The organism is Streptomyces sp. MAI_2237, from assembly GCF_054189285.1.
The window spans coordinates 2799788-2812737 of the sequence record NZ_JAJPGQ010000003.1; the positions used below are offsets into that span (position 1 = coordinate 2799788).

Consider the following 12950-nt stretch of genomic DNA (forward strand, 5'->3'; position numbering starts at 1 on the left):
TGTCCTAGGCCGGCCCCGCCACCACCGCCACCGTCTTCGGCAGGGACACGCCCGAGCCGTCGCGGCGCGGGTCGACGTCCGGGAGGTCGGCCGGGGTGCCGTTCTTCTGCGCCGCCTTGGCCGGGACGGCGCCCGCCCAGGCCAGGGACAGGCAGTCCTCGCCCTTCAGGAACCGCTGGCAGCGCACACCGCCGGTGGCGCGGCCCTTGCGCGGGTACTGGTCGAACGGCGTGAGCTTGGCCGTCGTCTGGACCGAGTCGTCGAGCGTGCCGCGCGAGCCCGCGACCGTGAAGACCATCGCGTCCACCGCCGGGTCCACGGCCGTGAAGGAGATGACCTTCGCGCCGTCGGCCAGCTTGATGCCCGTCATGCCGCCCGCCGGACGGCCCTGCGGGCGGACCTGGGAGGCCTGGTAGCGCAGCAGCTGGGCGTCGTCCGTGATGAAGACCAGGTCCTCCTCGCCGGTGCGCAGCTCCACCGCGCCGACGATCCGGTCGCCGTCCTTGAGCGTGATGACCTCCAACTCCTCCTTGTTGGACGGGTAGTCGGGCACCACACGCTTGACGACGCCCTGCTCGGTGCCGAGCGCGAGACCGGGGGAGGACTCGTCGAGCGTGGTCAGGCAGACCACCGTCTCGTGGCCCTCCAGGGACACGAACTCGGTGACCGGCGCCCCGCCGGAGAGGTTCGGCGCCGATGCCGTCTCCGGCAGCTGCGGCAGGTCGACGACGTTGATCCGCAGCAGCCGGCCGGCCGAGGTGACGGCGCCGATCTCGCCGCGGGCCGTGGCGGGCACCGCCGAGACGATCACGTCGTGCTTGACCCGCCGGCCCTCGGCGTCCGCCGGGAACGGCTCGCCGTTCGCCGTACGGGCCAGCAGGCCCGTCGAGGAGAGCAGCACCCGGCAGGGGTCGTCCGCGACCTGCAACGGCACGGCCGCCGGGGCGCCCGAGGACTCCAGCAGGACCGTGCGCCGGTCGGTGCCGAACTTCTTGGCCACCACGGCCAGTTCGGAGGAGACCAGCTTGCGCAGTTCGCTGTCGGACTCCAGGATCCGGGTCAGCTCCGCGATCTCCGCGTTGAGCCGCTCCTTCTCCGCCTCCAGCTCGATGCGGTCGTACTTGGTCAGGCGGCGCAGCGGGGTGTCGAGGATGTACTGGGTCTGGGTCTCCGACAGCGAGAACCGCTCCATCAGGCGTTCCTTCGCCTGCGCGCTGTTCTCGCTGGAGCGGATCAGGCGGATGACCTCGTCGATGTCGACCAGGGCGGTGAGCAGGCCCTCCACCAGGTGCAGGCGGTCGCGGCGCTTGGTGCGGCGGAACTCGCTGCGGCGGCGCACCACGTCGAAGCGGTGGTCGAGGTAGACCTCGAGCAGCTCCTTGAGGCCGAGCGTGAGGGGCTGGCCGTCCACCAGGGCGACGTTGTTGATGCCGAAGGACTCCTCCATCGGCGTCAGCTTGTAGAGCTGCTCCAGTACGGCCTCCGGCACGAAGCCGTTCTTGATCTCGATGACCAGGCGCAGGCCGTGCTGGCGGTCGGTGAGGTCCTTGACGTCGGCGATGCCCTGGATCTTCTTCGAGCCGACGAGATCCTTGATCTTGGCGATGACCTTCTCGGGGCCGACCGTGAAGGGCAGTTCGGTGACGACCAGGCCCTTGCGGCGGGCGGTGACGGTGTCGACCTCGACCGTGGCGCGGATCTTGAAGGTGCCGCGGCCGGTCTCGTACGCGTCCCGGATGCCGGAGAGGCCGACGATGCGGCCGCCGGTGGGCAGGTCGGGACCGGGGACGTGCTTCATCAGGGTCTCGAGATCCGCGTTCGGGTAGCGGATCAGATGGCGGGCGGCCGAGATCACCTCGCCGAGGTTGTGCGGCGGCATGTTGGTCGCCATGCCGACCGCGATGCCCGACGCGCCGTTGACCAGCAGGTTCGGGAAGGCGGCAGGGAGGGCGACCGGCTCCTGCTCCTGGCCGTCGTAGTTGGGCGCGAAGTCGACCGTGTCCTCGTCGATCGACTCCGTCATCAGGCTCGTCGCCTGCGCCTGGCGGCACTCGGTGTACCGCATGGCGGCCGGCGGGTCGTCGTTGCCGAGCGAGCCGAAGTTGCCGTGGCCGTCGACCAGGGGCACACGCATGGAGAAGGGCTGTGCCATGCGCACCAGGGCGTCGTAGATCGACGCGTCGCCGTGCGGGTGCAGCTTGCCCATGACCTCGCCGACCACGCGCGCGCACTTCACATAGCCGCGGTCGGGGCGCAGGCCCATCTCGTTCATCTGGTAGACGATGCGGCGGTGCACCGGCTTCAGGCCGTCACGGGCGTCGGGCAGGGCGCGGGAGTAGATGACCGAGTACGCGTACTCGAGGAAGGAGCCCTGCATCTCGTCGACGACGTCGATGTCGAGGATGCGCTCCTCGAACGAGTCGTCGGGCGGCGGGGTCTTCGTGCTGCGGCGGGCCATCGCTGCCGGCTCCTCTTTTCTGGTCGCTCGCCTACGGGTCGCTCACGGCCCCTTCGGCTCACGCTTGCTGAAGCATGAACGGGATCTGACGCGACCATTGTGGACCGCGGCACTGACAACCCGGGCCAGGACCCGGTGTCGGCGGTCCGGCCCGGCGCGGGCGGGGTCGCCCTCGCCGCGGCTGCCCGCAGGCTACGCGATCCGCTGTGGGCGTACGTCGTCCGGGAACTTCGCCGCCGGTCCGCCCGCTTGCATACAGTGGCAGGACCGGCAGGAAAACAGCGGTTTCCAGCACCGCATCCGCGATCGAAGGGACGTACATGCCCATGGGTCACACGGCCACAGACCAGGCAGGCACCGGGGGCCTGACAGCGACCGAGCACCGCCTGGCCAACGGCCTGCGCGTGGTGCTCTCCGAGGACCACCTGACCCCGGTCGCGGCGGTGTGCCTCTGGTACGACGTCGGCTCGCGCCACGAAGTCAAGGGCCGTACCGGCCTGGCTCACCTTTTCGAGCATCTGATGTTCCAGGGCTCGGGCCAGGTCAAGGGCAACGGCCACTTCGAGCTGGTGCAGGGTGCCGGCGGCTCGCTCAACGGCACGACGAGCTTCGAGCGGACCAACTACTTCGAGACCATGCCGACCCACCAGCTGGAGCTCGCCCTCTGGCTGGAGGCCGACCGCATGGGCTCCCTGCTCGCCGCCCTGGACGAGGAGTCCATGGACAACCAGCGGGACGTCGTCAAGAACGAACGCCGGCAGCGCTACGACAACGTGCCGTACGGCACGGCGTTCGAGAAGCTCACCGCGCTCACCTACCCCGAGGGCCACCCCTACCACCACACCCCGATCGGCTCGATGGCCGACCTGGACGCGGCGACCCTGGAGGACGCGCGCGCGTTCTTCCGCACGTACTACGCGCCCAACAACGCCGTCCTGTCGGTCGTCGGCGACATCGACCCCGAGCAGACGCTCGCCTGGGTCGAGAAGTACTTCGGCTCCATCCCCGGGCACGACGGCAAGCCCGCGCCCCGCGACGGCACGCTCCCCGACATCATCGGCGAGCAGCTGCGCGAGGTTGTCGAGGAGGAGGTCCCGGCGCGCGCCCTGATGGCCGCCTACCGGCTGCCGCAGGACGGCACGCGCGCGTGCGACGCCGCCGACCTGGCGCTGACGGTCCTCGGCAGCGGTGAGTCCTCCCGCCTCTACAACCGGCTCGTACGGCGCGACCGTACGGCCGTCGCGGCCGGCTTCGGCCTGCTGCGCCTGGCCGGGGCGCCCTCGCTGGGCTGGCTGGACGTGAAGACGTCCGGTGACGTCGAGGTGCCGGTCATCGAGGCCGCCATCGACGAGGAGCTCGCCCGGTTCGCCGCCGAGGGCCCCACGAGCGAGGAGATGGAGCGCGCGCAGGCGCAGTTGGAGCGCGAGTGGCTGGACCGGCTCGGCACGGTCGCGGGCCGCGCCGACGAACTGTGCCGCTTCGCCGTCCTGTTCGGCGACCCGCAGCTCGCCCTGACCGCCGTCCGGCGCGTTCTGGAGATCACTCCCCAGGAGGTGCAGGAGATCGCCAAGGCCCGCCTGCGGCCCGACAACCGCGCGGTGCTCGTCTACGAGCCCGTCTCCGGAGGGGTCGCCGAGGACGCGGATCCCCCCGAAGACCCCGAGGCCGAGGCCACGGTCGAAGCCGGCGACAAGAACCAGGAGGCGGCCAAGTGAGCGAGCTCGCCACGATGGAGTTCCACCCGCAGCCCCAGGCCGGCGAGGCCAGGCCGTGGGCGTTCCCGGCGCCCACGCGCGGGGCGCTCGGCAACGGCCTGACCGTGCTGCGCTGCCACCGCCCCGGCCAGCAGCTCGTCGCCGTCGAGGTCCTCCTGGACGCGCCCCTGGAGGCCGAGCCGGCCGGCTTCGAAGGTGTCGCCACGATCATGGCGCGCGCCTTCTCCGAGGGCACCGACAAGCACTCCGCCGAGGAGTTCGCCGCCGAGCTGGAGCGCTGCGGCGCCACCCTCGACGCGCACGCCGACCACCCCGGCGTCCGCCTCAGCCTCGAAGTGCCGGTCTCCCGTCTGGCCAAGGCGCTCGGCCTGCTCGCCGACGCCCTCCGGGCGCCCGCCTTCGCCGACGGCGAGGTCGAGCGGCTGGTGCGCAACCGCCTGGACGAGATCCCGCACGAGCTGGCCAACCCCTCCCGCCGCGCCGCGAAGGAGCTCTCCAAGGAGCTGTTCCCGGCGGCCTCGCGCATGTCCCGCCCGCGCCAGGGCACCGAGGAGACCGTCGAGAAGATCGACGCGGCCGCCGTACGCGCCTTCTACGACCGCCATGTGCGGCCCGCGACGGCCACCGCGGTCGTCGTCGGCGACCTCACCGGCATCGACCTCGACGCCCTGCTCGGGGAGACCCTGGGCGCCTGGACGGGCTCCCGGGCCGAGTCGCGTCCCGTGCCGCCGGTCACCGCCGACGACACCGGGCGCGTGATCATCGTGGACCGTCCCGGCGCCGTCCAGACGCAGCTGCTCATCGGCCGCGTCGGCCCTGACCGGCACGACCGGGTGTGGCCGGCGCAGGTGCTCGGCACGTACTGCCTCGGCGGCACCCTCACCTCCCGCCTGGACCGCGTCCTGCGCGAGGAGAAGGGCTACACCTACGGTGTGCGCGCGTTCGGGCAGGTCCTCCGGTCCGCGCCGGACGGCACGGGCGCGTCGATGCTCGCCATCAGCGGCTCCGTCGACACCCCGAACACCGGCCCGGCGCTCGACGACCTCTGGAAGGTGCTGCGCACGCTCGCCGAGGGCGGCCTCACCGACGCCGAGGTCGACGTCGCCGTGCAGAACCTCGTGGGCGTGGCGCCGCTGAAGTACGAGACGGCCGCGGCGGTCGCGAGCACGCTGGCCGACCAGGTCGAGCAGCACCTGCCCGACGACTACCAGGCGACGATGTATCAGCAGCTCGCCTCGACCGGCACGGTGGAGGCCACCGCGGCGGTGGTGAGCGCGTTCCCGGTGGACCGTCTGGTGACCGTCCTCGTCGGCGACGCGGCGCAGATCAAGGAGCCGGTGGAGGCGCTCGGCATCGGTGAAGTGACCGTGGTTTCCGCCGAGTAGCGGCACGCGCGCGTGGACGGGCCCTGGTGACCGACCTGTCACCAGGGCCCTTCTATGTCCGAATTGGCGCGGAATTGAAGGAGAGATGCCCATGTGCCCTGTGGGATGCGCTACAAAAGCCGCGTTCCGTTTGGGAATTGAAAGGCGCCCCGCTTAGCTTCATCCGGGCTGTCCGTCAGGCACCGCGCCGCATCCGCGGCACCGGGCAGTCATCGCCGAGTCCCCGTACGGCGCGAGCCAGGGGAGCCGGGGACCCACCGTAGTCCCTGGGGTGAATCGGACGCCCGCGCGAGCCGCGAGGGGGTCCGTAGGAGACCTTCCTGCTCCGAACCCGTCAGCTAACCCGGTAGGCGAGAGGGAAGGAAAGGACCAGCCTGTACATGGCGTTCATGTGCGCCACCGGGAAGCACCGTCGTCCCAGCCGCATCAAGCGTTCCACCGCCCAGGTCGCCGGCGTCGCGGCCCTCGCCACCACCGGTGTCATCGGCGCCCTCGCGGCCCCCGCGCTCGCCGCCGACAACTCCGTCGACGCCGTCGAGCAGACCGGCTTCACCCCCGTCATCACCATCGGCGACTCGATCGCCGAGAAGATCGACGCGCAGGCCGAGGCCCAGAAGCAGGCCGCCGAGGAGGCCGCCCGAAAGAAGGCCGCCGAGGAAGCCGCGCGCAAGAAGGCCGAGGCGCTCGCCAAGAAGGAGCGCGAGGCCAAGGAGCGCGCCGCCCGGGAGGCCGAGCGCAAGCGCCTGAACTCCTTCGTCGCGCCGATCTCCGGCTCCTACGTCTCCACGGGCTACAAGGCCAGCAGCTCCCTGTGGTCCTCCGGCAGCCACACCGGCATCGACTTCCACGCCGCGAGCGGCACGTCGGTCCACGCCGTGGGCTACGGCACGGTCGTCCAGACCGGCTGGGGCGGGGCCTACGGCAACCAGATCGTGATCCGGATGAACGACGGGACGTACACCCAGTACGGCCACCTGTCGTCCATCGGCGTCTCCGTCGGCCAGAAGGTCGTCACCGGCCAGCAGATCGGGCTCTCGGGCTCCACCGGCAACACCACCGGACCGCACCTGCACTTCGAGGCCCGTACGACCCCCGACTACGGCTCGGACATCGACCCCGTCGCGTACCTGCGCTCGCACGGCGTGAACGTCTGACGACGTCCCCCACGGACTGAGAGGACCCCGGCTCCCCCGAGCCGGGGTTTTCGTCGTTTCTGTCGCCCCCGTGTCCAAAAAATATCCATGGATTCCGGCCCGCCGTCGGAAATTCCGGCTCACTGCAATAGAGTCGCTGGACACAACGTCAATCGTCGACGTTTCACGGGGATTAAGACGGAGGTCGGTCATGCGTATTCCGGCGCACTCGGTGTGCACGGCCATCCGGGACGACATCGTCGCGGGTGTCCACGAGCGTGGCGGCCGTCTCACCGAGGAACTCCTCGCCCGTCGCTACGGCGTCTCACGCGTCCCCGTCCGCGAGGCCCTGCGCACCCTGGAGGCCGAGGGCTTCGTGGTGACCCGCCGGCACGCGGGCGCGTGCGTGGCGGAGCCGACCGAGCAGGAGGCCGCCGACCTGCTGGAGATGCGCATGCTGCTGGAGCCGCTGGGCGCGTCCCGGGCCGCCCAGCGGCGCACCGAGGCCCACCTCAAGGTCCTGCGCGGCCTGGTCAGACTGGGCCAGGAGCGGGCCAGGAGGGGCGGCAGCGAGGACCTGCGCTCCCTGGGGAGCTGGTTCCACGAGACGCTCGCCCAGGCCTGCGGCAGCCCCGCCCTGACGTCGATGCTGACCCAGCTGCGCCACAAGATCGCCTGGATGTACGTGGTGGACGCGCCGGCCAACCCCGTGGAGTCCTGGGCGGAGCACGGCGCGATCGTCGACGCCGTGGCCCGGGGCGACGCCGAGCGCGCGCGGGCGATCACGACCCTGCACGCCGAGCGCTCGACCGCCGCGCACCGGCTGCGGTACGGCGGCGCGAACGGTGTGAGGAACTCGCAACATGCCGTAAACATGTCGGGCCTGCGGCATTAACACGAACGCCGTATACAAAGAGCAGAGAATTCCGGGGGGCTATTTCATGCTGCCCGTCGTCGAGAATTACCGACACCGGCACCGGAAATGCGAAGGGCCCGCCCGGTAATTCGGACGAGCCCTTCGGCGGTGCCGCGATCAGACGGTCTCGGGAAGCTCCTCGAGTCCCTCGGAGACCAGCTTGGCCAGCCGGTCGAGGGCGGCGTCCGCGCCCTCGGCGTCGGAGGCGAGGACGATCTCCTCGCCGCCCTGGGCGCCCAGGCCCAGGACCGCCAGCATGGAGGCCGCGTTGACGGGGTTGCCGTCGGCCTTGGCGATCGTCACCGGGATACCTGCGGCCGTGGCGGCCCGGACGAAGATGGAAGCGGGGCGGGCGTGGAGGCCCTCGGCCCAGCCGACGTTGACGCGGCGCTCAGCCATGTGATGCTGCCCTTCGGTGTTCAGGGTTGTCTAGACCAGTTTCCCACACGTGAAGTGTCTCCGGAGCGGTCCTCACGTTCCGTTCCGGGATGGGCGGTCGGGCCGCGGCCTCGGCCCGACGCACGTCCTCTTCGGTTCTGACACAGACTGCCTCGCGCCGCTGTCGGACGCGAGCCGTACTCTGGGGCCCATGCAGACCACGCCGGACCGGCACGAGTACCCCGCCCACTGGGAGGCCGACGTGGTGCTGCGCGACGGCGGCACCGCGCGCATCCGCCCCATCACCGTCGATGACGCAGATCGCCTCGTCAGCTTCTATGAGCAGGTCTCGGACGAGTCGAAGTACTACCGCTTCTTCGCGCCCTACCCTCGCCTGTCCGCCAAGGACGTCCACCGCTTCACGCACCACGACTTTGTGGACCGGGTGGGACTCGCGGCCACGGTCGGCGGCGAGTTCATCGCCACCGTACGCTACGACCGCATCGGCGCCGACGGAACGCCCGCGTCCGCGCCCGCCGACGAGGCCGAGGTCGCCTTCCTCGTCCAGGACGCCCATCAGGGCCGCGGTGTGGCCTCCGCCCTCCTCGAGCACATCGCCGCCGTCGCCCGCGAGCGGGGCATCCGCCGCTTCGCCGCCGAGGTGCTGCCCGCCAACACCAAGATGATCAAGGTGTTCACGGACGCCGGGTACACCCAGAAGCGCCACTTCGAGGACGGCGTCGTCCGCCTGGAGTTCGACCTCGAACCCACCGACCGCTCCGTCGCCGTGCAACGCGCGCGTGAGCAGCGCGCCGAAGGCCGTTCCGTACGGCGCCTGCTGGCACCCGGCTCCGTCGCCGTCGTCGGCACCGGCCGCGCGCCAGGGGGAGTGGGGCGCAGCCTTCTCGACAACATCCAAGACGCCGGTTACGCCGGGCGCCTCCACGCCGTCAACGCCGCCTTCCCCGAGGACCTCAAGGACCTCGACGGCGTCCCCGCCCACCGCTCGGTGCGCGACATCGACGGCCCCGTCGACCTCGCCGTGGTCGCCGTGCCCGCCGAGCACGTCCCCCAGGTCGTCACCGAGTGCGGCGAACACGGCGTGCAGGGGCTCGTCGTGATCTCCGCCGGGTACGCCGAGAGCGGCCCCGAGGGACGCGAGCGCCAGCGCGAACTCGTCCGGCACGCGCGCACGTACGGCATGCGGCTCATCGGCCCGAACGCCTTCGGCGTCATCAACACCTCCGAGCAGGTACGGCTCAACGCCTCCCTCGCCCCCCAGATGCCCCGCCCCGGCCGCATCGGCCTGTTCGCCCAGTCCGGCGCCATCGGCATCGCCCTGCTGTCCCGGCTGCACCGGCGCGGCGGCGGCGTCACCGGCGTGACCGGCGTGTCCACCTTCGTCTCCTCCGGCAACCGTGCCGACGTCTCCGGCAACGACCTCATCCAGTACTGGTACGACGACCCGGACACCGACGTCGTCCTCATGTACCTGGAGTCCATCGGCAACCCCCGCAAGTTCACCCGCCTCGCGCGGCGCACGGCGGCCGCCAAACCGCTGGTCGTCGTCCAGGGCGCCGGTTCGGCGCCGCAGGGCCACGCCGTACGCGCCACCCGGCTGCCGCACGCCACGGTCTCCGCGCTGCTCAGGCAGGCCGGCGTCATCCGCGTCGACACCATCACCGAACTCGTCGACGCCGGACTGCTGCTCGCCCGCCAGCCGCTGCCCGCCGGACCCCGGGTGGCGATCCTCGGCAACTCCGAGTCGCTCGGCCTGCTCACCTACGACGCCTGCCTCGCCGAGGGCCTCAGGCCCCAGCGCCCCCTGGATCTGACCACCGAGGCCTCCGCCGCCGACTTCCACACGGCGCTGCTGCACGCGCTGGAGGACGACTCCTGCGACGCGGTCGTGGTGACGGCGATCCCCGCCATCGGGGAGGCCTCCCCGGGCGACGCGGAGCTGGCCGAAGCACTGCGCTCGGCCGCCCAGGCCGTCCCCGGCAAGCCCGTGCTGGTGGTCCACGTGGAGCTCGGCGGACTCGCCCAAGCCCTGTCCGCCGCGACGAGCACCGCACCCCAGACCGGTTCGAGCACCCCCTCCGGCGCCCGGCTGCGCCCCTCCCAGATGCTGCCCCCCACCACCCAGCCGGCCCCCGCCACCGGCGCCCCGGCGGAATCCCGCCTCATCCCCGCCTACCCCGCCGCCGAGCGGGCCGTACGGGCCCTGGCCGAAGCCGTGCACTACGCCCAGTGGCGGCGCGAGGCCACCGAGCCCGGCAGGGTGCCCGAGTACGACGACATCGACGAGAAGGGCGCCGCCGAGCAGATCGACGGCCTGCTCGCGCGCGGGCAGGGCCTCACCCTCGGCACCGGGGAGACGCACCAGCTCCTCGGCCGGTACGGCATCGACGTACGCAGGGCCGTGCCCGCCTTCACCCCGGACGACGCCGTCCGGGCCGCCGACGGCATCGGCTACCCCGTCGCCCTCAAGGCCACCGCCCCGCACCTGCGCCACCGGGCCGACCTGGGCGGCGTCCGCCTCGACCTCGCGGACGAGGAGCAACTGCGGCGGGCGTACGCCGAGTTGACGGAGCTGTTCGGCGAGCCCGAGGAGCTGCGCCCGGTGGTGCAGGCGATGGCGCCCCGCGGTGTGGACACCGTCGTTCGGGCCGTCATCGACCCGGCGGCCGGGGCCGTCGTCTCGTTCGGCCTGGCCGGACCGGCCTCCCAGCTGCTCGGCGACATGGCGCACCGGCTGGTCCCGGTCACCGACCGGGAGGCCGCCTCCCTGGTCCGGTCGATCCGGACGGCACCCCTGCTGTTCGGCTGGCGCGGCTCCACCCCCGTCGACACGCCTGCGCTGGAGGAACTGCTGCTGCGGCTGTCCCGGCTGGTCGACGACCACCCGGAGGTCGTCGCGGTCACCCTGGAGCCCGTCGTCGTCGCCCCCCACGGCCTGAGCGTTCTCGGCGCCTCCGTCCGCCTGGCGCCCCCGCCCGCCCGTGACGACCTCGGCCCGCGCACGCTCCCCGTCTACTGAGACGCACACCCGGACGGCCTGAGCGGTGCCTCGCAGGCGACGCGCCACCGTAGGATGGACGTCATGGCCAAGACCAGTACGACGACCCAGGGGCTGCGAGCGGCGATCGAGCGCAGCGGCTACTACCCGGCCCTCGTGGCCGAGGCGGTGGAGGCCGCCGTGGGCGGCGAGCCCATCCGGTCGTACCTGGTCCACCAGGAGACGACGTTCGACCAGAACGAGGTGCGCCGGCACGTCACCGTGCTCGTCCTCACCGGCAACCGCTTCATCGTCAGCCACACCGACGAGCAGGCCGCCGACAGCACCTCCCCGACGCCCTACGCCACGACCTCCACCGAGTCCGTGAAGCTCGGCCGGATCTCCTCCGTCGTGGTCAGCCGGGTGGTCGCCAACCCGGAGCAGTACACGCCGGGCACCCTGCCCCGCGAGGTCGTCCTCACCATCGGCTGGGGCGCCGTCTCCCGAATCGACCTCGAACCGGCCGCCTGCGGCGACCCCAACTGCGAGGCCGACCACGGTTACACGGGCAACTCCACGGCAGACGACCTCAGCCTGCGCGTCAGCGAGGCCGGCGACGGCCCGGAGACGGTGCGCCAGGCGCTGGTCTTCGCCCAGTCGCTCTCCGAGGCGACCGCGGACACCGCCGGCTGATGGCCCACCCGCCGCCCCCCGCCGCCCATGACCGAGGGCGCTCCGCGCCCACACCTCCTCACGCTCCCTGGGACGCCCACCCCGAACCCCTCTCCGTCGCCTCCGCGCCCCTGCCTGAGTACGGCAGCGGCTCCCTCGCCGACCTGCTGCCCACCCTGGCCGCCGGCATGGGCGTACCGGACACGACGGCCGCGATCACCGAGCTGGCCCCCGCCGACCGCAACTGCGTGTTCCTGGTCGACGGCCTGGGCTGGGAGCAGCTGAAGGCGCACCCGGACGAGGCGCCCTTCATGACCTCGCTGCTCGGGAGCTCGCGCGGCGGCACCGGCCGTCCCCTGACCACCGGCTACCCGGCGACCACCGCGACATCCCTCGCCTCCGTCGGCACCGGCCTGCCCCCGGGCGCGCACGGTCTGCCCGGCTACACCGCCCGCAACCCCGAGACCGGCGAGCTGATGAACCAGCTGCGCTGGCAGCCGTGGACGCCACCACAGGCCTGGCAGCCGTACCCGACGATCTTCCAGCTCGCCCACCGGGCGGGCGTGCACGCGGCCCAGGTGTCCTCCCCGACCTTCGAGAACACGCCGCTGACCAAGGTCGCGCTCAGCGGCGGCACGTTCCACGGGCGGCTGTCCGGTGAGGACCGCATGGACCTCGCCGCCGAACAGCTCGCCGCCGGCGACCGCTCCCTGGTCTACACGTACTACGCCGAACTCGACGGCGCGGGCCACCGCTACGGCGTCGACTCCGACACCTGGCGCGGCCAGCTCATGCACGTCGACCGGCTCGTGCAGCGGCTGGCCGAGCAACTCCCGCCGCGCACCGCGCTGTACGTCACCGCCGACCACGGCATGATCGACGTGCCCTTCGACGAAGAGCACCGCATCGACTTCGACGAGGACTGGGAACTGCGCGCCGGAGTCGCCTTGTTGGGCGGCGAGGGCCGCGCCCGTCACGTCTACGCCGTCCCCGGCGCCGAGAACGACGTGCTGACGTGCTGGCGCGAGGTGCTCGGCGAGCAGTTCTGGGTGGCCTCGCGGGAGGAGGCGATCGCGGCGGGCTGGTTCGGCCCGCACATCGACGACCGCGTCCGCGCCCGCATCGGCGACGTCGTGGCTGCCGCCCGCGACGACGTCCTGATCATCGCCTCCGAGCGGGAGCCGAAGGAGTCGGCGATGGTCGGCAACCACGGCTCGATGACGCCTGCCGAACAGCTGATCCCCCTGCTCGAAGTACGCTCCTGAAGCCGCGCCCCACCCTCCCGCCGACCCGCC

9 protein-coding genes and 1 riboswitch are annotated in these 12950 nt (G+C 72.1%); of the genes, 7 read left to right on the top strand and 2 right to left on the bottom strand.

The window, feature by feature from the left end:
• Nucleotides 1–4: 4 nt before the first annotated feature.
• The gene (locus LN251_RS23315; protein ID WP_458246078.1) at nucleotides 5–2458 is read right to left on the bottom strand and encodes a DNA gyrase/topoisomerase IV subunit A; all 2454 of its coding nucleotides are present in this window, start codon (nucleotides 2456–2458) and stop codon (nucleotides 5–7) included.
• A gap of 320 nt (nucleotides 2459–2778) precedes the next feature.
• Here LN251_RS23315 and LN251_RS23320 point away from each other — a divergent pair, with 320 nt between their 5' ends.
• The 4 genes from LN251_RS23320 (at nucleotide 2779) to LN251_RS23335 (ending at nucleotide 7586) form a co-directional block, all read left to right on the top strand.
• Nucleotides 2779–4173 carry a M16 family metallopeptidase gene (locus LN251_RS23320; RefSeq protein ID WP_458246079.1) on the top strand — a complete coding sequence of 465 codons (1395 nt, stop codon included), beginning with the start codon at nucleotides 2779–2781 and terminating at the stop codon, nucleotides 4171–4173.
• Complete coding sequence (locus LN251_RS23325) at nucleotides 4170–5558, top strand: M16 family metallopeptidase (RefSeq protein WP_458246080.1); 1389 nt, start codon at nucleotides 4170–4172, stop codon at nucleotides 5556–5558. Before LN251_RS23320 ends, LN251_RS23325 begins: the two co-directional genes overlap by 4 nt.
• Before the next feature lie 203 nt (nucleotides 5559–5761).
• A riboswitch (cyclic di-AMP (ydaO/yuaA leader) is annotated at nucleotides 5762–5926 on the top strand.
• Between the two features lie 12 nt (nucleotides 5927–5938).
• Nucleotides 5939–6712, top strand: coding sequence for a M23 family metallopeptidase (locus tag LN251_RS23330; RefSeq protein WP_362992780.1), 774 nt, complete (start codon nucleotides 5939–5941; stop codon nucleotides 6710–6712).
• Nucleotides 6713–6902: 190 nt separating this feature from the next.
• Nucleotides 6903–7586: a GntR family transcriptional regulator gene (locus LN251_RS23335; RefSeq protein ID WP_458246081.1), complete on the top strand. Its 684-nt coding sequence runs from the start codon at nucleotides 6903–6905 to the stop codon at nucleotides 7584–7586.
• A 138-nt stretch (nucleotides 7587–7724) separates the two neighbouring features.
• Here the strand turns inward: LN251_RS23335 and LN251_RS23340 are convergent, their stop codons facing one another.
• Complete coding sequence (locus LN251_RS23340; RefSeq protein ID WP_016432192.1) at nucleotides 7725–8006, bottom strand: HPr family phosphocarrier protein; 282 nt, start codon at nucleotides 8004–8006, stop codon at nucleotides 7725–7727.
• Between the two features lie 190 nt (nucleotides 8007–8196).
• On the opposite strand from LN251_RS23340, the gene LN251_RS23345 reads away from it, so the two are divergent.
• The 3 genes from LN251_RS23345 (at nucleotide 8197) to LN251_RS23355 (ending at nucleotide 12920) form a co-directional block, all read left to right on the top strand.
• Nucleotides 8197–11025, top strand: a complete 2829-nt coding sequence (locus LN251_RS23345; protein ID WP_458246082.1) for a bifunctional acetate--CoA ligase family protein/GNAT family N-acetyltransferase — start codon at nucleotides 8197–8199, stop codon at nucleotides 11023–11025.
• A 63-nt stretch (nucleotides 11026–11088) separates the two neighbouring features.
• Entirely contained in the window at nucleotides 11089–11676 is a 588-nt protein-coding gene (locus LN251_RS23350) for a DUF5998 family protein (RefSeq protein ID WP_458246083.1), read from the top strand.
• Nucleotides 11676–12920 (top strand): alkaline phosphatase family protein, encoded by a 1245-nt coding sequence (locus tag LN251_RS23355; protein ID WP_458246084.1) that lies wholly within the window; start codon nucleotides 11676–11678, stop codon nucleotides 12918–12920. Before LN251_RS23350 ends, LN251_RS23355 begins: the two co-directional genes overlap by 1 nt.
• Nucleotides 12921–12950 lie beyond the last annotated feature (30 nt).